This window comes from Lewinella sp. IMCC34191, from assembly GCF_003390935.1.
Lineage (GTDB): Bacteria > Bacteroidota > Bacteroidia > Chitinophagales > Saprospiraceae > Neolewinella.
The window spans coordinates 1-18,088 of record NZ_QNQZ01000012.1; the positions used below are offsets into that span (position 1 = coordinate 1).

The 18,088-nt window shown below is 56.4% G+C and carries 18 protein-coding genes; 12 read left to right on the forward strand and 6 right to left on the reverse strand.

Translation table 11 applies throughout. The features are described 5' to 3' along the window. Positions 1 to 394: 394 nt before the first annotated feature. Together DRW39_RS22350 and DRW39_RS22940 are read left to right on the forward strand one after the other, a co-directional pair. Positions 395 to 1,546 carry a hypothetical protein gene (locus DRW39_RS22350; RefSeq protein WP_157976231.1) on the forward strand — a complete coding sequence of 384 codons (1,152 nt, stop codon included), beginning with the start codon at positions 395 to 397 and terminating at the stop codon, positions 1,544 to 1,546. Positions 1,547 to 1,624: 78 nt separating this feature from the next. Beyond that, positions 1,625 to 1,987, forward strand: coding sequence for an HNH endonuclease (locus DRW39_RS22940; protein WP_410503604.1), 363 nt, complete (start codon positions 1,625 to 1,627; stop codon positions 1,985 to 1,987). Between the two features lie 418 nt (positions 1,988 to 2,405). Here the strand turns inward: DRW39_RS22940 and DRW39_RS22355 are convergent, their stop codons facing one another. Next, positions 2,406 to 2,600 carry a hypothetical protein gene (locus DRW39_RS22355; RefSeq protein ID WP_157976232.1) on the reverse strand — a complete coding sequence of 65 codons (195 nt, stop codon included), beginning with the start codon at positions 2,598 to 2,600 and terminating at the stop codon, positions 2,406 to 2,408. Between the two features lie 96 nt (positions 2,601 to 2,696). Next, the gene (locus tag DRW39_RS19265; protein ID WP_116108723.1) at positions 2,697 to 3,725 is read right to left on the reverse strand and encodes an IS4 family transposase; all 1,029 of its coding nucleotides are present in this window, start codon (positions 3,723 to 3,725) and stop codon (positions 2,697 to 2,699) included. Positions 3,726 to 4,090: 365 nt separating this feature from the next. On the opposite strand from DRW39_RS19265, the gene DRW39_RS19270 reads away from it, so the two are divergent. Beyond that, positions 4,091 to 4,297 carry a hypothetical protein gene (locus DRW39_RS19270; protein ID WP_104421877.1) on the forward strand — a complete coding sequence of 69 codons (207 nt, stop codon included), beginning with the start codon at positions 4,091 to 4,093 and terminating at the stop codon, positions 4,295 to 4,297. A gap of 4 nt (positions 4,298 to 4,301) precedes the next feature. Beyond that, complete coding sequence (locus tag DRW39_RS22945) at positions 4,302 to 4,442, forward strand: helix-turn-helix transcriptional regulator (RefSeq protein WP_116108724.1); 141 nt, start codon at positions 4,302 to 4,304, stop codon at positions 4,440 to 4,442. 158 nt (positions 4,443 to 4,600) lie between these two features. Here DRW39_RS22945 and DRW39_RS19280 read toward each other — a convergent pair whose 3' ends face one another. From DRW39_RS19280 to DRW39_RS19295, 3 genes are all read right to left on the reverse strand, one after another. Next, positions 4,601 to 5,377, reverse strand: a complete 777-nt coding sequence (locus tag DRW39_RS19280; RefSeq protein WP_116108725.1) for an alpha/beta fold hydrolase — start codon at positions 5,375 to 5,377, stop codon at positions 4,601 to 4,603. A 381-nt stretch (positions 5,378 to 5,758) separates the two neighbouring features. Further along, the gene (locus DRW39_RS19290) at positions 5,759 to 6,523 is read right to left on the reverse strand and encodes an IS3 family transposase (protein ID WP_116108727.1); all 765 of its coding nucleotides are present in this window, start codon (positions 6,521 to 6,523) and stop codon (positions 5,759 to 5,761) included. Between the two features lie 127 nt (positions 6,524 to 6,650). Further along, the gene (locus DRW39_RS19295; protein ID WP_116108728.1) at positions 6,651 to 6,893 is read right to left on the reverse strand and encodes a transposase; all 243 of its coding nucleotides are present in this window, start codon (positions 6,891 to 6,893) and stop codon (positions 6,651 to 6,653) included. Between the two features lie 217 nt (positions 6,894 to 7,110). Here DRW39_RS19295 and DRW39_RS19300 point away from each other — a divergent pair, with 217 nt between their 5' ends. Continuing rightward, positions 7,111 to 7,341 carry a hypothetical protein gene (locus tag DRW39_RS19300; RefSeq protein ID WP_116108729.1) on the forward strand — a complete coding sequence of 77 codons (231 nt, stop codon included), beginning with the start codon at positions 7,111 to 7,113 and terminating at the stop codon, positions 7,339 to 7,341. Positions 7,342 to 8,034: 693 nt separating this feature from the next. Here the strand turns inward: DRW39_RS19300 and DRW39_RS19305 are convergent. Continuing rightward, entirely contained in the window at positions 8,035 to 9,063 is a 1,029-nt protein-coding gene (locus DRW39_RS19305) for an alpha/beta hydrolase (protein ID WP_116108730.1), read from the reverse strand. A 260-nt stretch (positions 9,064 to 9,323) separates the two neighbouring features. On the opposite strand from DRW39_RS19305, the gene DRW39_RS19310 reads away from it, so the two are divergent. From DRW39_RS19310 to DRW39_RS19345, 7 genes are all read left to right on the forward strand, one after another. Continuing rightward, positions 9,324 to 10,064, forward strand: a complete 741-nt coding sequence (locus DRW39_RS19310; protein ID WP_116108731.1) for an SDR family NAD(P)-dependent oxidoreductase — start codon at positions 9,324 to 9,326, stop codon at positions 10,062 to 10,064. 151 nt (positions 10,065 to 10,215) lie between these two features. Beyond that, positions 10,216 to 10,695, forward strand: coding sequence for a nuclear transport factor 2 family protein (locus DRW39_RS19315; protein WP_116108732.1), 480 nt, complete (start codon positions 10,216 to 10,218; stop codon positions 10,693 to 10,695). 12 nt (positions 10,696 to 10,707) lie between these two features. Next, positions 10,708 to 11,694 carry a Gfo/Idh/MocA family protein gene (locus DRW39_RS19320; RefSeq protein WP_116108733.1) on the forward strand — a complete coding sequence of 329 codons (987 nt, stop codon included), beginning with the start codon at positions 10,708 to 10,710 and terminating at the stop codon, positions 11,692 to 11,694. Positions 11,695 to 11,813: 119 nt separating this feature from the next. After that, the gene (locus DRW39_RS19325) at positions 11,814 to 12,716 is read left to right on the forward strand and encodes an ABC transporter ATP-binding protein (protein ID WP_116108734.1); all 903 of its coding nucleotides are present in this window, start codon (positions 11,814 to 11,816) and stop codon (positions 12,714 to 12,716) included. Next, positions 12,713 to 16,291, forward strand: a complete 3,579-nt coding sequence (locus tag DRW39_RS19330; protein WP_116108735.1) for a hypothetical protein — start codon at positions 12,713 to 12,715, stop codon at positions 16,289 to 16,291. The genes DRW39_RS19325 and DRW39_RS19330 overlap by 4 nt, the downstream gene beginning before the upstream one ends. 63 nt (positions 16,292 to 16,354) lie before the next feature. Continuing rightward, positions 16,355 to 16,636: a hypothetical protein gene (locus DRW39_RS19335; protein ID WP_116108736.1), complete on the forward strand. Its 282-nt coding sequence runs from the start codon at positions 16,355 to 16,357 to the stop codon at positions 16,634 to 16,636. A 528-nt stretch (positions 16,637 to 17,164) separates the two neighbouring features. Beyond that, positions 17,165 to 18,070: a DUF1080 domain-containing protein gene (locus DRW39_RS19345; RefSeq protein ID WP_116108738.1), complete on the forward strand. Its 906-nt coding sequence runs from the start codon at positions 17,165 to 17,167 to the stop codon at positions 18,068 to 18,070. Positions 18,071 to 18,088 lie beyond the last annotated feature (18 nt).

The window sequence follows — 18,088 nt, forward strand, 5'->3', positions numbered from 1 at the left end:
GGAAGGCACGTAGAAAGGAGAGGAAGCGGGTCAGGGCGCGGGTCATCCGTCTAAGATCAGGAGAAACCTAATGCCGTAAAAAGCTTAGCTTAATGGCCGTGAACATTGCGCCATCGTCAAGCCGGCGATGGTGCTTTTGGGTGTCGATCAAGGCTCAAATGGCTAATTTGAAGCTTACCAGGATCCGCATGCTTGTTGATGCAGCCGGCCTGCGCCGGCGCAATCGTTAGCGGCAATCAAACACAAATCAACCGTGTTTTTAGTATTTCAGATGAATTGTGGCTTTATAGTGACATGACAAATTGATACACTAGTTTTGTCTTTTTGCAAAGATAGACGATGAGAAATGAATATCATATGTCTTACCAAAGCGTAAATTTAAAGTAAATGTGGCATGGAAAATATTAAGATTAGATTGTATATAGAATATTTTAATCGAGTTAGCCAGGATGTCATTGTAGATTTTCTAGATTCTAATGATTGGTCTAACCTAATTAATGCTAGAGACATAACTAGGTCAATGTTCCATCTAAAAAACTATAGCGGCAAACGATTGAACGTAGGTTCTTACTACAAACTAAACATCAATATCTTCAAGGAAGAATTAATAGAATATTTACCTTATGATCAGTCCTATATAATTGATGGTGTGATTGATTTAGAAAATTTTGAAGGTGAAGTATTTGGCGCAGCTCAATCAATTTCTGCAAATGAGTCTTGGGAAAGAAACATTGATCAGCCAAATTGCCAGCTGATCCTTGACAAAGAAAAGATTAAGTATCCTAGTCTGTTTATTGCTAAAAATGTTGGTCAGGGAAGTTGGAATGAAATTTATTCTAATGAGAAATTAGAATTCATTTTTGATATTGGCGCTAGTTTTAGGTATAGTAAAAAAGAAATTGATCTTCTCGTTGCGATGCCGAATAACAGATACATTAATGAGAATCCAAATGTAATTATTTCACACTGGGATGTAGATCATTACCACTGTTTAAAAGCTCTTTCTGATATTGCAATAGTAAAATTTTCAAAATTTGTTTTCAGAAATAGGCTGCCCAACCTTACGGCACGCGTTATATTCTCAAGAATCCGTAGATTGAACCCGTCTTGTTTGATCGCCATCGAACCTTTTGAAAAAGGAGACAAACATAGTCTTATTAAGATTCTTGACTTAGGGCAGTACTTAATCTACAACAGTAGAATACACCGTAATAGAAATAGAAACGCCCTCACAATGTGTATAAGAACAAAGAAAAGAAGCGTTATTCTACCTGCTGACTGTCATTACGAAGAAATTAACGATTGCATGCTATCAGATTTGTGCTATCCCCATAATAATTATCTGATCGTACCCCATCATGGTGGAAAAGCTGGCAAGGTTGTGTATAATTCAAATTCGAATTTTGTAAATAAAGATGCTATAATATCAGTTGGGAAGAATAGTTACGGTCATCCACTATCGTCAACTGTTAAATCTTTAGAATCGCTCAACTTTAAGGTCCATCAGACTAATCATACATTAAAGGATTATCGATTGGAACTATAGTTGAATTTAGATAGAGTATGTAGGTTCATCGTTTCAAGTTTAGTATAGATGAATTTGTACTCATTTTAAAACAAACATATGAATACGTTCAAGAGCCCAAACGAGGCAAAGATTACTTCAAGAATTTCATCAATAACCAATGTGTTCGTCAATAGTATTATACCAAATATTCGACCTCCAGATCAAGAAATACACAAGGTGTATGAGATATTAGAGCTAGATGAGAAGAACTTAAAGTGTGCATATTGTAGGGTAAACACTTGTACTGAGTGGGATCACTTTAGGCCCACTGTCAAGAATAAAAAACCAACTGGATATTTAGCTGACATCTATAACCTAGTGCCAGCATGTGGGAAATGTAATCAATCCAAACGAGGTGAATATTGGAGAGATTGGATAGTCAGCAGTGCCAAAACAGTCGCCACTTTCTCGGAGTGTTAATGATATAGATTTTATTATTCAAAAGCTACACGAGTATGAAATGTGGTCCAACAATTTTGTCACAAGGATCGACTTTGCTAATGTAAGTGAGGAAGTTTCAGAACTGTTAGAACTATATTGGTCTGATTATAGATCAATTGTAAATCAAATGCGTGAAGCTCAAAAAATTGCTGTCAGAATTAAAGCGCTAATGACCGAGAAAGATTTGTAAAGACACTCATGTTTAAATCATTTATTATTATGCCGCTAACACTGCGCCAACACCATTAAGTTAAGGCTTCACTCCTAATACCTCATTCTCAGTTGCTGCCCGTTTTCCGGCCATACCGGGCTGCCTCCTTTTCGTTGATTCGGTGTGAACACACCCCTGGCCCGCCCTCGTTCTACGATTGCTATTGTGACGATAGTATGCGGGTGTTTACATCGCTTTTCTATAATTTTTCTCGTGGATATGGCGGTTATTCATCCGCATTATTTTTCGCTCCCGTGCCCGGTTACGATCGGGACGGTAGGGCTCGGTGTAGCGGGGCATCAGTTCCAGTAAGACGAGCATTTTCCTTCGCCAGGTGGCTGGGCCATCCAGGTAGATGTGGTACAAAAACCTTTGCATCATAGCCGCCGTCACGTTGCGGTTGATGCGGTAGGCGTATTCGCGGTGCGCAGTAGCTCGCTGTACCTCCTCCTCGCTGGCGGCGACCAGGACGCTCTGCTAGTTATAGAAGGCGAAGCTGGCCCAGAGATCCTGTTCCACCCCGGGCTGGGTGTAGGCCGAGATCAGCGCCAACTGCAGGAACGATTTCAGGGTGAAGATGGCCGTTTCTACGCCCCAGCGTTTGCCGTACAGCCACTTGAAGACACCGTGGGGGTAGCGTCGGCGATCGGTGAGAGAAGTCATGAGGACCTCCACGGTGCCGTCGTCCAGCTCCACGCGCACTAACCGTACCCGGAAGGGTGCGTTTCGTTCGGGTCGCAGCCCCAGTTCTTTAAGTTTACTGTACCCCCGCCCGGTACGGAGCCGGCTGGTTACTATGCATTCTTTATCAGCACTTTGCACAAAATCCTTGACCAGGGTCGACCCACTGTCCGTCTTCATACGGATGAGGTAATCGGATCCCCGGCGGTGGTGTAGGTACGCCAGGGCAAAGCTGGCGTAGTGGCGATCGTAAATATGCAAGGCGTCCCGGTCAGCTCGGGCAACCAACTGGTAAGCATGGGCGATCTCGGAGCTGTTCTGGGTATGGAAGGTGACCTCGTTGATGATGTTGTTCAGTACGTCATGGCAAATGAGTATCCGCATCGAAGGCCGGTTGGCGTGTTGGTTGAGATGGAAGCCGAAGACGCGGCCGAGCCAGGCAAAGTGAGGCAGCGCCTGCCCGGTACCGTCGACGGCGATGAGGCGCTTTCCTTTCCAGCGCCGGTGGTGGGGAAAGTGGTGGTAGAACAGCCGGGCAGTTTGGTGGAAGAGCTCTTTGAAGAAGGACGGTTTGATTGCCTTGCGGCGCTGGCAAAAGGCGGACTTGGTGACGATGTCCTCGGGTCGCCAGCGAAAGAAGCGACTCAGTTCAACGGCCAGGGATTGGCGGGCCAGATCGACCACCAGACTCACCGTACGGGCAAAGGTGAGGGGGCTACGGCGCACGAACGTGCGATGGGGATCGTGAATGTATAGCCGTCGTCGCCGGGGGGTGAGGGTAAGCTGGCGGCGAATAGCAGAAAAGTAGCGGATGATGGGCCTCATGCTACTGCAACGCAAGCGAGTCTATTTCTTCGGATTGCCTTAGCTTAATGGTCATGAACACCGGCTACACGCCCATGCCGGCTGATCGCCAGGCGCGACGCGCGTAGCCCAACGCTAGATACTACAAAGAAAAAGCTATGCGGCACGAAGATCTCCCCGAACGGTGGAAGCAGCGGTTGGTCGAACATGCACTAAAGGAGAGCGGAGGAAGGTGGCGATCACTGAGTGTGTCAAGTTTTAGCTCAAACACGGCCGCAGTGCAGCGATTCGAAGACGGATCGACAGCTAAGAGCCTGTTTGGACATTCGCCACCGGCTGAGTCGTCCTAGGATAGCTTTACGGTCAATGTACTCTAATGCACTGTTTTGAGTAAGGAGAAGACAAGAGTTAAGCAGACGAAGCCACGCGGCACCTACCCGCCCTCCCTCAAGCGCGAGCTCGCCGTCCGCTACCTCGCCGGGGAGTTCTCCTACGCCGTAGCCGCCGAGGACTTCGGCCTCCCGAGCGCGGAAACCGCCAAGGAGTTCGTGCGGTGGTACAAGCGCCTCGTAGCCAGCGAGGACGCCGACTGAGCGGATGGGCGTCAGTAGAAAGACCATCAATACTGTCGAAAATGGTGTTTTCGCTCCCTCTGTTACTGTCGCTTTGAAATTCGCCTACGCACTTGAAGCGACAGTCGAGCAGCTATTTGAACTGAAAAACGCGCCGAACGATTAGGTCATTTATCGGCTCGGAAGTTGCACGCCGGCTTTGGTGGGCCGGCGCTCCGAAATGGGACAGTCGACTTCCGGCCTAAAATGCGCCAATGCGAAATAAGTCCATATTGAAGCCTTTGAACTGCTAGTCCGCCTATTGTAGCGTCAATGTGATCATGGTCACTCCGTGGCATCCAGAATGACCTTGACTGTCTCCTCTGGCTGATCCCACATCGGAAAGTGTCCGCTATGCTCAAACCAATGCATCCTTGCTTTGGGGAAGGCTGCCATCGCGCGGTCCGCCTGTTGCGGTAAACACAGCCGATCCTTGCGGCCCCAGCCGATAACGACCGGTGCAGATGTGTTCGCAGGACCCTCCTGCATTGCGCCTTTGGCGAGATCCTTCACGAGCGAACCTACGGTACGCGTGTCCGCCAATGATTTTAGTTCGCGCGCGACGAATGCGGGATCGAGCGCACGTGGCCTTGCGGAGAGCTGGGCCATAAGGGCGGTCCGGCCTACAACATTTCCGGTGATCGCAGGAAGCGCCGGTCGCAGCGCGCGAACCAAGGCAAGCGATGCCGTTATGGTGGCGTTGAAGAAGGTACGCTCCCACCCCTGCCAAAAGCCACCCGGATCTAGCGCGACGACCGCACCGGCACGGCCGCGCCTAGCCATCTCCAGCACCAGGCGAGCGCCCAGAGAGCTGCCGACCATATCGACCCCTGTGAAGTTCTCCGCTTTAAGCCAATCGTCCAGGCTACGCGCCAGCCCGTCAAACGTGCCGCTATCGGCCTCTTCGGGTGACTGCCCGTGGGCTGGCAGGTCTAGGGCGATTACATCTCTGGCCTCAGCAAGCGCGGGCGAGATTGTGTCCCACGAGCGGCAGGTTGCCCCCAGCCCGTGGACAAGAAGGAGGGGTTTTCCGCGCCCTGCGCGCGTGTGGAATATGGTCATGTGAACGAAACGCCTTGCAACGGCTTAAGTTAAATTCGGCCTGCCTCCGTCTGTTTTGCCGAGTGAATCGCCAAGAACGGACAGTGGGGGCTGTGGTCGAGGGGGGTGTGGCCGAGGCCCTGCCCGGCGACCCTGTCGCGCTCAAGCGCCTCGTCGCCGAGGCGTTCGCCCTGCGGACGCTCGTACGGGTCGTCGAGGAGGACACCGGGATCGACGCGCTAAGAAAGCCCGTCGCCAGGCGGCCAACGAAGTGAAGCGCGCCCACCCGGACATCGGACTGGGTCGCATCTGCGGTTGGCTCGGCTACACCCGGCAGGCGTACTACGCACAGTATAATACCTCGGGTTTTCAGACTACACAGCCAAGTTAGTTAGTTGAAAGTTAGGCGGCGTTTCGGTACCGCTGAATAGGTTTTACTCGGCCGATTCCCTGGTGATCCCGGTGGTGGTAGCGATGCAGCCATTCCTCGATTCCTTGGTACAGCTGCCGGCCGTCGTCGGCCGGGTTCAGGAAGATATACTGGTACTTGATGGTGCGCCAGAAGCGCTCGATGTAGATGTTGTCCAGGGCTCTTCCCTTGCCGTCCATGCTGATGGCGATGCCCTGTTCTCGTAGATAGCTGACGTACTCCGAACAGGTAAACTGGCAACCCTGGTCGCCGCAGTTCAGGATTTCTGGAGCACCGTGTTCAGCAATGGCTTGGCGGACCACCCCCAGGCTGGCTTCGGCCGCCAGGGTGTTGGCTAAGCCCCAGCCTACGATGTAGCGCGAGTACACGTCGATGATTGCCGTGAGGTACATAAAGCCGCGCTGCATGGGGACATAGGTGATGTCGATGGCCCAGACCTGCCCCGGTCGGTTAATCTCCAGCTCACGCAGCAGGTAAGGGTGAACGTACTTCGCCTGCCCCAGCACAGTCAGGTGCCGACGCGGGTAAATGGCTCGGATACAGGCTTTGCGCATCAACCTCCGGACCCGCTCATAACCCGCGTAGTGTCCCTTATCTCTAAGCATTGATTGCATCGTTAGTACACCTGCGGTAGGTTCATCCAGGATGTGGGCGTCCATCAGCCGCATCATGGCGAGGTTCTGCTCGCTCTCGCCTTTGGACTCATAGTAGACGCTGCCCCGGCTAACCGAAAGCAAATCACACTACCGGCGGATAGACAGGGAAGCCTGAGTCTCCACCCCGGCACGCCTTACTTCAGGTGATCCCATCTGGCTAAGTTTTTTTTAGAAAGTCGCGCTCCATCTGCAGCTGACCAATCTTGGCCTAAAGCTGCTGCAGTTCGGCTTCGCTGGCCGCTACCTCATCGGGTCCAGTAGTCGACCTGCCCTTGCCGGTCTCGAAAACCTGCTCGGAGCCGGCGATAAACTCCTGTTTCCACTGACTGATTTGGTTGGGATGCAGCTCAAATTTCTCCGCCAGCTCGGCCAACGTCTGTCTCTCTTTCAAGGCTTCAATCGCCACTTTTGCCTTGAAGGCGGCGGTAAATTTTCTTCTCGATCGCTTCATGTTACAAGTTAAGTTTTCAACTTAGCTCGTGGTCCAGTTTTGTCGAGGTATTATAATGCTTATCTATTATGAGTTCGTACAAGGGATGCCCCTGACTACCCACTCTATCGTTCCGACTATGTATATTGGATACATCAGTTCTCTACCACCCGTAAAGACCGGAGGGGGCGCAAGCATTCTAGAGGGTTTACAGAGTTGATCTTTAATGACTACAGCTATGAATAATTACGAAAATTACTTCGAGGGCATAGAGGATCGCGCTGTGCAGATTAGCGAGCTAATAGAAGAAATTCTTAAACTGAATGATTTAATAGCTGAGCACGATAAGTATGGATCTAAAGGCGTGCAGCGTGATCAATACGTGAATAGAAGAAAAGAATATACCGATAGATTAAATCAATTTTTAGAGCCTCATAAGATGAAGATCATTAATAGCGAGGCGGCATAAAAATTAAATAAAAAAACACTGGACAGAACACCGCGCCATTGTCAAGCCGGCGGTGGTGCTTTTAGGTGTCGAGGATGCTTTATCGGCTAGGAAAGCAATCTACTGATCCGTTAGTTGGTCGGTGTAGCCGGCCTGCGGGGGAGTATTGCATAAAGTGTGTCACGGCGTTTTCTAGCGGGAGTATGTTTTGGTCAATCCCCCGTAGAAGACCGGGGGCGGGCAAAAAAAACGCTGACGGCCGCGCTCACGGGTCCAGACGCAATCGGTCCTCGTAGAGAATGACCCCCTGGGAGCGAATGCGGTGTTCCTACGCAGTACTTCGTGCTCAGGGGTGCATCGGCTTTTGCCACCTGGCGGAGACGTCGCGCTGTACCAGGTAGAGCAAGTTCGTTACACTCCTGCCTGCGGCGGTCATCAGCGCCGCATCGAAGATGAAAGAGCCCTTTGTTTACTTACTCTCCTGAGCTGACGATGGAAAGCCTCGAAAGCGTTCGTCGTCTACATCAAGCGGCGGATCGGCGAGCTGCAATTGTATATCAGCGTCAGGTTCTCCCGGTTGCGGTGCCAGGAGGCGATGATCCAATGGTACTGCTTCCCCCACTTCTGCTTCGGGTGGTTGAGGGCATGCTCGGCCGGCGTACCCGTTTTCCCGGGAACTACTCCAGCCCAAGAACCAAGCCCGAAAGCGTAGCGCTACTCGAACTCCAGGTAATAATCGAAAAACGGTAAAACCTCCTGCGGAATCCTACCCTCCTTGGTGTAGATATTATTAACGTGGGTTCCGATGTACTCTTCCGCGTAGTGGTCGATACCTAGGTTCTCCAACTGTAGGCTAAACATCTTGCACTGCTGGGTGAACCGCTCGCCGGCGTTGCGACCCCAATCCATTTTGATGGCCTTCAGGCTTTGCAGGTTGTCGATGTAATCGGCAGCCGTGTAAAAGGGCATATTGTCCTGCCACTTTTGGAGCGTTTCCTGGTGAACCACCAACTCGCCATTTTCGTAGCCGAAGGGAAAATCGCAGTAGAAGGGTGGGTTGTCGGGATTGGGCGACCAGGAGCGTCCGAAGGCCACCATCACCTTGCCGAAGTAGGTCTTTTCCAATTCCTCATAGGTGGATATCCCAGCAAGTTGCTTGAAGGTATCGCTGTTGGGGCCGTATTCCCGGACTATAGCCAGCGCACCCGGGCTGATGGCATACACGGTATTGAAAACGTCGGGGTGTTTCATGGCAATATTGATCGCACCGTACCCGCCCATGCTGTGGCCGGTTATGCCCCGGCTTTCCTTTTTGGCCAGGGTGCGGTAATTGGTATCCATATAGCTTACCAGGTCCTCAACGGTAAAGTCTTCCCAATTTCCGAAGACACCGGAGTTGGAATAGAAGCTGCCCTCGTAAGTCGTCTTTTGGTTGGGGACGACCAGGATGAACGGCCGGATCCGCTGGGTAGTGATGGCGAAATCCAGGATCTCCTTCATGGGCTCCAGCATGGTGTGGTCGCCATAGAAGCCGTGCAGAAAATAGATTACGGGATATTTTTCGGTCCCTTCCGCGTAGTTAGGGGGTAGATATACGCCCACTTCCCGGGTCGGTTTCTCCCCAAAATCATTGACCAGGTTCTCCGAGTAGATGGAGTCGATCACGACGGTCCCCCCGGCCGTTTGTGCGTAGGTCACTTGGAGGGTAAAGACAAGGAGCAGGAATGTTATATACGTTTGCATGGATCTGACTTTGGCTTATAGCTTCCTAAGGGTTTACCCGTATACCGCGTCAGGCGTCGTAGGGGTAAGCCGGTTAGACAGACTAGGCGAATACATTTAGCAGAAACAATGATACGATCTGTCCCGGCATCAGACCGATACAGCCGGGCTGGTCTTGCTTCAGGCGATGCGCTTAGATACTGCTAAGTCCGGCAGCTTAGAACACCCACCGCGGCTTCTACGCTAAAGGAAGCATATCACCCAAGCAAAATCCACGATTCATGGCCAGCATCTTCATCACCGGATCTACGGACGGACTCGGCCAAATGGCCGCCCGCGAACTCATTAAAAGCGGACACGACGTATATCTCCACGCCCGCAATGCCGACCGTGCCGGCGACGCCCGCAAAGCCCTGCCCGAGGCCGCCGGCGTCCTGGTTGCCGATCTGAACGATCTCGACGCCACCCGCCGGCTCGCGGAGGAAGCCAATGCCATCGGCACCTTCGATACGGTGATCCACAATGCCGCCGTCTACCGCGTCAACAGCAGCCTCATCGCCCGGGTGAACGTCCTTTCCCCCTACTTGCTCACCTGTCTGATGCATCAACCAAAGCAACTGGTCTACCTCAGCTCGAATGACCACACCTGGGGCAAGTGGAAAGCCAGTGAGCTCGGGAAGGACAAACCGGATATGACCTACGCCGACTCCAAGCTGCTCATCGCCAGCTTCGCCCTCGCCGTAGCGCGAAAATGGCCGGACGTCCGCTCCAACGCAATCGACCCGGGCTGGGTACCCACCAAGATGGGCGGCTCCAGCGCGCCGGACGATCTCGACAAAGGTTACGCTACCCAGGTATGGTTGGCGGATGGCAAGGACCCCAAAGCCGGGGTAAGCGGACGCTACCTCTACCACAAGCGGGACGGCGAGCTGCAGGATCAGGCCCGGGATACCCACAAGCAGGAGGCCCTGATCGATACTTGCGCACAGATCACCGGCGTACCGTTTCCGGATCAGGCCTGATAATTCGTTACGACATAAGCCAAGCGGGCGGCGGAGCGCAGGTAAAAGACCTTTGGAACTGCCAGGGGGCGTCCTTCCCGTGCTGATGTCTTGTACGGCCTGCCTTTGACGAGGCACGAGCCTCGGAGCGCGGCAAACGTTACCTTGGGTTATGGATTCAGTCAACTGCATCACGACATTCTACACCGCCTTCGCCCGCGGCGACAGCGCCGGCATGATCGCCTGCTATCACCCGGACGTCACCTTCCGCGATCCGGTATTCGGGGAACTGCACGGCCCTGAAGCCCGCGGCATGTGGGAAATGCTCTTGTCTGGCAAATCCGCCGAACTGCAGGTCGACTTTGCCAATGTGCAATCTGATGCAGATACGGGAAGCGCCGATTGGACCGCCCGCTACCACTTTGGAAAGGACCGCCGCCCGGTGGTGAACGAGGTCCATGCACGTTTCCGATTCCGGGACGGGTTGATTTACGAGCATACCGATTCTTTTTCCAGCTACCGGTGGGCGCGGCAGGCCCTCGGTCCGGTGGGTTGGCTGCTGGGCTGGACGCCCTTTCTCCGGGCAAAGGTTCGAGCAACTGCGCGGCAAAAGTTGACCGACTATCTTTCTACCTGCGCTCCGGCGCCATAAACCGCTTTTGGCATGCAAACCTACTCCCGCCCCCTCCGCTGGGGCATTATCGGCTGCGGCGACGTCACCGAGGTGAAGAGCGGGCCGCCCTACCAACTCACGGACGGCTTCGAGCTGGCCGCCGTCATGCGGCGCGACAAGGCCAAACTCGCCGACTACGCCGCCCGCCACGGGGTAGACAAAACCTATACCGACGCCCAGGCCCTCATCGACGATCCGGAGATCGACGCCGTGTACATCGCCACGCCGCCCGATAGCCACCACGACTACGCCCTGCGCGTGGCCGCCGCCGGTAAGCCCTGCTGCATCGAGAAACCGCTGGCCCCGTCTTACGCGGAGAGTCAGGCGATCGAAGCGGCCTTCGCCGCGAAGGACCTGCCGTTGTTCGTTGCGTACTACCGACGTACCCTGCCGCGCTTCGAGCAGGTGCACGACTGGCTACGGGAAGGCGCCATCGGGACGGTGCGCCACATCAGCTGGCAACTGTGTAAGCCGCCTTCGAAAACCGATCTGGCGGAGACCGAAAACTGGCGGACCGAAGCGGAGGTCGCCCCCGGCGGCTACTTCGACGATCTGGCCAGCCACGGACTGGACCTGTTTACTTACCACCTGGGAAAGATCAAGGACGTGTACGGCGTCAGCCTGAACCAACAGGGGCTGTACACGGCCAAGGACGCCGTGAGCGCCTGTTGGCTCCACGAAAGCGGCGTCACGGGTATGGGATGCTGGAATTTTGGTAGCCACGCAGCAATAGACCGGGTGGAAATCATCGGTAGCGCGGGTACGATCCGGTATGCGCTCTTCGAGGAGAATCCCGTGGAACTGCAGACGGCGGATCGGCAGGAGTCACACCGTATCGATCATCCCCGGCACGTACATCAACAACACGTGGAAGCGATGGCCGGGCAATTACTGGGCGGGGGACAAGCGCACCCTTCGACCGGTGCGACCGCCGCGCATACCAGCTGGTTAATGGACCGCATCCTGGGGAAAATCTGAGCTTGACAGCCGGAAAAGGCAAAATGGGGTTGCGCAACAGCCTAAGGTGCACTAACTTTGAATTATAAAGTACTTAATTTTAATTAGGCTTGCGCCTTGTCCTAGCCCTCTCGCATTCCATGTCCGCTGTACTAACCATTACCCGCCTCTCCAAAACTTACCCCGGCGGCGCCCGGGCGCTACGGGGGGTAGACCTGACCGTTCCTAACGGGCTCTTCGGCCTGCTGGGGCCGAACGGTGCCGGGAAGTCGACCCTGATGCGCATCCTCGCCACCCTGCAGGAGCCGGATAGCGGCAGTGTCCGGCTGGGCGATATCGATGTACTGCACGATAAGGATGCCGTCCGGCAAACGCTCGGTTACCTGCCGCAGGAATTCGGCGTTTATCCCAAATCACGGGCCGAGGAACTCCTCGATCACTTCGCCATACTCAAAGGCCTGGCCGGCAAGGGGGAGCGGCGCGATACGGTGGAGGCCCTACTCCGACGAACCAATCTTTGGGACGTACGCCGCCAACGGCTCGGGGGCTTCTCCGGGGGAATGAAGCAGCGCTTCGGGGTAGCGGTGGCCCTGCTCGGTAACCCCAAACTCCTGATCGTCGACGAACCCACCGCGGGCCTGGATCCCGCAGAACGCCTTCGCTTCCTCAACCTGCTAAGCGAACTGGGGGAGAACAGCGTAGTCATCCTTTCTACCCACATCGTAGAAGACGTCAGTGAGCTCTGCAGCCGTATGGCCATCATCGACGCGGGGGAGATCCTACTGGAGGCCGAACCGTTGCGGGCGGTTGCGGACCTGGCTGGCCACATCTGGCGTAAAACGATTGACAAGGCCGAGTTGCCCGGGCTGGAGCGTACCCACCGCGTCATCAGCACCAAGTTGTTGGCTGGCCGCACGGTGGCCCACGTCTACCACCCGGAAGCGCCGGGCGCCGGCTTTGAGCCAGCGGTGCCGGACCTCGAGGACGTCTACTTCAGCACCATGGCGGGCCACGTCGGTCGCCGGCAAATACAGGCGCTATGAATCGCCTGACCGCCGTCTACCATCAGGAAATTCGCTACCAGCTGGGGCACTGGTGGACGTGGCTGATCGCCTTGGCGCTAATGGTCATCGTCTTTTTGCTCACCCGCGACGGCGCCCTGGCGGAGGCCCTGTACGACGACTTTTTCGTCAATTCCCCCTTCAGCATCGCTAAGGGGACGGTAGTGGGCACGCTACTCTGGCTCGTCATCGGGGCGGCGGTGGCGGGGGAGGCCGCGGCACGGGATTTGTCAACCGGCATTTATCCGCTGGTGTACACCACCTCCGTTTCGCGGCGCGACTACCTAGGCGGGAAGTTCCTTGCCGCGCTGTCGATCAACCTGTTGCTGTTGTCGCTGATCCAGGTGGCCACCTTACTGGCCGTGTACCTGCCCGGCGTGGACCCGGAGGTGATCGGTCCCTTCCGGCCGGCGGCCTTCCTCGCGGCGTACTTCTATCTCTCCGTACCCAACGTGCTGGCGGCTACGGCCCTGCAGTTCTACGTTGCCGGCCGCAGCGGACGCCCCATGGGGGCCTACCTGGCCAGCCTGCTGCTCTTTGTACTGTCGTACTTCGTGGCCACCTTCATCGGCGTACAGGGCTACCAGGACGTGGCGAAGTTGCTCGACCTGGTGGGCGTCCATTTCGTGCTCTCCGACCTGTCGCATCAATGGACGCCGACGGAAAAGAGCTACCGCCTGCTGGCACTGGAGGGGCCTGTCCTCACGAACCGGCTCCTCTGGATAGGCATTGCCATCGCCGCGGGTACGCTCACCTACTCGCGCTTTCGCTTCACCCACCGCGCTAGTGGAGGTATTCGGTGGCGGTTCTGGCGGCGCAAGCGATCGGCACCGAGCGCCGCATCCACCGTGCAACCCGGCCCCCTCGTCCTCCCCGCCGTGGATCGGACATTCGATACGGGCACCACCCTGCGGCAGATCCGCGCGGTGGCCGCCGCGTCATACCGGTTCACCGCGCGTAGCTGGGCCGGCCGGGTGCTGCTGATCGTGATTCCGCTGGTCACGGCCATTGCCATCGGCCAGAATATGGTCCTCAACGGCGTACCGGTCATCCCCTCCACGGCGCTGGTGCTGGACGAACTCACCAGTCCGCTCACCGCCGAACTGGGGGCCTGGGTGCTGATTCCCCTGCTCACCATCTACCTGGCCGGTGAGCTGGTGTGGCGCGAGCGGGAGCAAGGTATTTACCAGCTTACGGATACGTTGCCGGCCTCCGGCTGGGTCCCTGTGCTCGGGAAGTACCTCGGTCTGGTGCTGGTCCTCGCGTTGTTCGCCTTGCTACAGTGCGGCGCGGGGATGGCGGCTCAGGCCCTGGCGGGCTATTACGATTTCGAGCCGCATTTATACCTTTTCGTACTGCTCGGCCTCCAGCTCCCGGAGTACCTGCTGTTTGCGGCGCTCGCCCTCTCGCTACATGCCTTGGCTAACCATAAATACATCGGTCACCTCGTGGCGGTGCTGGCCTACGTTCACATCGTGGTCCCCTTTCTCTTCGGTGTGGAGCATCCCCTGCTGATCTTTAGCGCTGGACCCCGCTGGACCTACTCCGAGATGCTCGGCTTCGGCCGCTCGCTGCCCGCCTGGGCATTATTCAAGCTGTACTGGGTGGCGTGGGCGCTGTTCTTCCTGGTACTCGCCCGCCTTTTTTGGACGCGCGGTTTGGGCGACGGCGCGCAGGTAAAAAGAGCCCGGCAACGGTTGCGCGGTTCCCCTGCTTCGGTCCTGGTCTTCGCGGCGGGAGGGGTACTCGCCTTCGGTAGCTATTTGCTCTACGACATGCACGTACGGAACGATTACCGCGGTACCGCCGAGGCCAAGGACCGGCAGGCTCAGTATGAGCGACGGTACGCCCGCTACGCCAAGCTGCCGCAACCGAAGCCCGCGGCCACCGATTTACAGGTAGATATATTCCCCAATGACGGAGCACTCGAGATATCCGGCCATTACGTGCTGATCAACGGGGGGGACGAACCGATCGATACCCTGATCGTCAGTTCCGCTCCCAACGCGGACACGAAACCCCCAGTCTTCGACCGCCAAACCCGGCCGGTGGTGGAGGATGCAGACCTGGATTTTCGCTCCTTCGTCCTCGACCGGCCGCTACTCCCCGGCGACAGCCTGCGCATGGACTTCCGGTTGTCCGCGGCCTCGGCGGGACTGACCGGCTCCGGCTTCGCGACCGGCGTGGAACCCGGAGCGAGCCTGTTCACCAATGCCTACCTGCCCAAGATCGGCTACGACGCTAGCCGGGAGATCCTTCCCCCGAGCGAACGCCGGGAGTACGACCTGCCGCCGCGGCCACTGGTACCTTCCCTCTTCGACGGTCCGGTAGGCGACGGTGGTCGCCGGGGCGGAAGTGCGCTCTCGGTTACGATGGGCACGGCAGCCGGTCAGGTAGCGGTAGCGCCCGGCGAACTAGTGGATAGCTGGAACGAGGACGGGCGCAGCTACTACCGCTACGTCACCAGCGCCCCGATTGGCGGCGAGATCCCGTTCTACTCGGCCGATTATGCCATCCGGGAGGCGCGGCGGGAGCACGTGGGGGTCCGGCTGTACCACCACCCCGCGCATACGCGCAACGTAGAGCGGGTCATGGAAAGCGCGCTGGACGCCCTTTCCTGGTACAGCGCGCATTTCGGTCCCTACCCGTACGATCACCTGACGATCGTGGAGCGCTCGGGGGACGGCACCGGTATGCACGCCGACGCGAGTATCATCCGCTACACGGAAAAGAACGCCCGGTGGGATATCGACGACGCGGCCGGTACGCTCGACCTGCCCTACGTCATTACGGCCCACGAGATGGGGCATCAGTGGAATCTCCCCGCCGCAATGGTGGAGGGTGCGCCGGTACTTTCGGAAGGGCTGGCCTGGTACAACGGCATCCGCCTTACGGAGCAGGTCAAAGGCCGCAAGCAACTGCGCCGGCTGCTCGATTTCCTGCACCGGCCGTACCCCTATCCGCCGATGCGCCACGGGGAGCCGCTGCTGCGGGGCATCGATCCGCATATGGCGTACCGCCGCGGGCCTTTTGCCCTCTACACCTTGGGTGAGTACAGCGAGGCGGACAGCATCGACACCGCCCTGCGCCGCCTGCTCGCCCGTCACCGGCAACCGGAAGCTCCATTGGCCACCACCCTTGACCTGTACGCCGAGCTGGAGGACGTCCTGCCGGATACCCTGCATCCGCTGCTGCACGACCTTTTTGTAGAGAATACCTTCTGGGAGTTCGATACGCGCGAGGCTACCGCCCGCCGCCTCAACGACGACCGCTGGGAGGTTAGCCTGGAAGTAGACGCCCGCAAGGTTGTCGCCGATACCGCCGGCGTGGAATCCGAGGTACCCCTCGACGACTGGGTGTACGTCGGGGCGGTGGGCCAACGCGCGGGGGAGGAACCGCTGTACTACCGTCGCCACCGCATCCGTTCCGGGGAGCAGACCATCACTTTCACGCTGGATGATCGCCCCCGCGGCGCCGGCCTCGACCCCTATCACTTGCTGGACCTGGCCGACAATGAGGACGATAAAAACTACCGAAGGGTAACGGTACGGGAGTGAGCACCGCTTGCGACCACCACCCGCCGTAAATTTTGCATCCTAGCTGATGTTAACGTTTACGCTATGGTACTATGGTTCCTGGGATTATGCGGGCTGGTGCAACTGGCGTTCTACGCCTTGGCCGCCGGGAGAGAAGGCAGCAGCGCGAAACGGCATGCCACCTGTGCGGCGATGGTGGTCATGCACGCGGTAGTTTTTCCACCTTATTTCATGCCGGAAATTACCGCCGCGGGGTGTGGTATGCCCGTACTCCTTACGTACGTGACCTTCTGGATTTTCGGAATCGGATCGACGGTATTCATCCACTTACTTACCGCGATCATCCTACGGGCTTGCCGCGGTTGAATTTCGGTTTCTGCGTTTCAACAATATATGGGAGGTATCTACGGCTGACATGGCTGGGCTCACCCATGACGTGTATTGCGCCAGGACGCGGAAACTTCTATTCAATGAAATTTTTGCGGAAATCGATCAAGCAATCTCCATCGCCTAGTTGGGGAAGGTATTTTCTGTATCCCGTTATGGAGGTGGTGCTGACCATTCTCGGGATGCTTACTGCCCTTCACCTTAACGATAATAAGGAGGCCCGTGGAAAGGAGGCCATCCGGGAGAAGTACGTATCGCTATTGGTGGAAGACTTCCCAACTGGAAGCAAAGCGCTACCGCGATATCCTGCACGAACTGAACAGCCTGACGGCATTGCTACAGGCAGAAGTCCCATAGGTGCCAATCTAAGATCGAGGTAAACTGGAATTTCCCTGGAATGTCTTGCGCCTTATCGAAAAGGCAAACGGTTGGTAGGAACTATTGCGGGAGGGGGCGTAGTATTGCCCGCTCATTCGGATTCCCGGCAATGACATAACTCCCTATAGCATGCGCTTCTTCCCCTCTCTGGCCTGTCTATCTATTTTGCTGTCTTTCGGCTCCTGCTCCACCCCCGTAGCCCGGCCCGCAACCGCCGCCACAAGCGATGCGGGTTGGACGGACCTCATCGACCCCGATCTTTCCCAGTGGGATACCTACCTCAGCTTTCGCCACCAACTGGGCTACGATGGCTCCGCGCCGGTGGATGCAAACGGAAACCTGATTGAGCCCATCGGTATGAACCCGGAAGGCTACGGTGTCTTCGCCTCGGCTAAGGAGGACGGAGTGGACGTGATCCGCGTCAGCGGGGAGGTCTACGGCTGCCTGATCTCGAAGGAGACGTATGCGGACTACCACCTGCAGGTCCAGTTCCGGTGGGGCGATAAGAAGTGGGTGCCGCGGCAGGACCTGCTGAAGGACAGCGGCGTGCTGTACCATTCCATCGGTGAGCCGGGCGCCGAGCACTGGCGTACCTGGATGCTCAGCCAGGAGTTCCAGATTATGGAGGGGCACACCGGCGACTACTGGAACCAGGCCAGTTCCGCCATGGACATTCGCGCCTACACCCCCGAGTACCTGATGAACCCCATGGCGGACGCGACCCAGGATTACCTGCACATCGGCGAAGGCGGGCCCTACAAGAACTACTGCCTCCGCAGCAACAACTACGAAAATCCCCACGGTGAGTGGAACACCCTGGACCTGATCTGCTACGGCGATAAAAGCCTGCACATCGTCAACGGAGAAGTCGTCATGATCCTGAAGAACAGCCGGTACGTGAACGACGCGGGAGAGGTGTTGCCGCTCACCGAGGGGAAGATTCAACTGCAGAGCGAGGCGGCGGAGGTCTTCTACCGGGGAATCCGGATCCGCCCGCTCGAAACTTTACCGGCGGACTACGCGGCCTTATTTTAAGTATCGTACTTTTCGAGG

What these genes read in the sequence shown, in the direction of transcription:
- DRW39_RS22355 (WP_157976232.1), bottom strand. Translation starts at nt 2,600, where the DNA reads ATGATGCAAAGGTTTTTGTACCACATCTACCTGGATGGCCCAGCCACC.
- DRW39_RS22350 (WP_157976231.1), top strand. Translation starts at nt 395, where the DNA reads ATGGAAAATATTAAGATTAGATTGTATATAGAATATTTTAATCGAGTT.
- DRW39_RS19305 (WP_116108730.1), bottom strand. Translation starts at nt 9,063, where the DNA reads ATGCAAACGTATATAACATTCCTGCTCCTTGTCTTTACCCTCCAAGTG.
- DRW39_RS19265 (WP_116108723.1), bottom strand. Translation starts at nt 3,725, where the DNA reads ATGAGGCCCATCATCCGCTACTTTTCTGCTATTCGCCGCCAGCTTACC.
- DRW39_RS19300 (WP_116108729.1), top strand. Translation starts at nt 7,111, where the DNA reads ATGAATAATTACGAAAATTACTTCGAGGGCATAGAGGATCGCGCTGTG.
- DRW39_RS19295 (WP_116108728.1), bottom strand. Translation starts at nt 6,893, where the DNA reads ATGAAGCGATCGAGAAGAAAATTTACCGCCGCCTTCAAGGCAAAAGTG.
- DRW39_RS19315 (WP_116108732.1), top strand. Translation starts at nt 10,216, where the DNA reads ATGGATTCAGTCAACTGCATCACGACATTCTACACCGCCTTCGCCCGC.
- DRW39_RS19280 (WP_116108725.1), bottom strand. Translation starts at nt 5,377, where the DNA reads ATGACCATATTCCACACGCGCGCAGGGCGCGGAAAACCCCTCCTTCTT.
- DRW39_RS19325 (WP_116108734.1), top strand. Translation starts at nt 11,814, where the DNA reads ATGTCCGCTGTACTAACCATTACCCGCCTCTCCAAAACTTACCCCGGC.
- DRW39_RS19320 (WP_116108733.1), top strand. Translation starts at nt 10,708, where the DNA reads ATGCAAACCTACTCCCGCCCCCTCCGCTGGGGCATTATCGGCTGCGGC.
- DRW39_RS19335 (WP_116108736.1), top strand. Translation starts at nt 16,355, where the DNA reads ATGGTACTATGGTTCCTGGGATTATGCGGGCTGGTGCAACTGGCGTTC.
- DRW39_RS22940 (WP_410503604.1), top strand. Translation starts at nt 1,625, where the DNA reads ATGAATACGTTCAAGAGCCCAAACGAGGCAAAGATTACTTCAAGAATT.
- DRW39_RS19345 (WP_116108738.1), top strand. Translation starts at nt 17,165, where the DNA reads ATGCGCTTCTTCCCCTCTCTGGCCTGTCTATCTATTTTGCTGTCTTTC.
- DRW39_RS19310 (WP_116108731.1), top strand. Translation starts at nt 9,324, where the DNA reads ATGGCCAGCATCTTCATCACCGGATCTACGGACGGACTCGGCCAAATG.
- DRW39_RS19330 (WP_116108735.1), top strand. Translation starts at nt 12,713, where the DNA reads ATGAATCGCCTGACCGCCGTCTACCATCAGGAAATTCGCTACCAGCTG.
- DRW39_RS22945 (WP_116108724.1), top strand. Translation starts at nt 4,302, where the DNA reads ATGGGCGTCAGTAGAAAGACCATCAATACTGTCGAAAATGGTGTTTTC.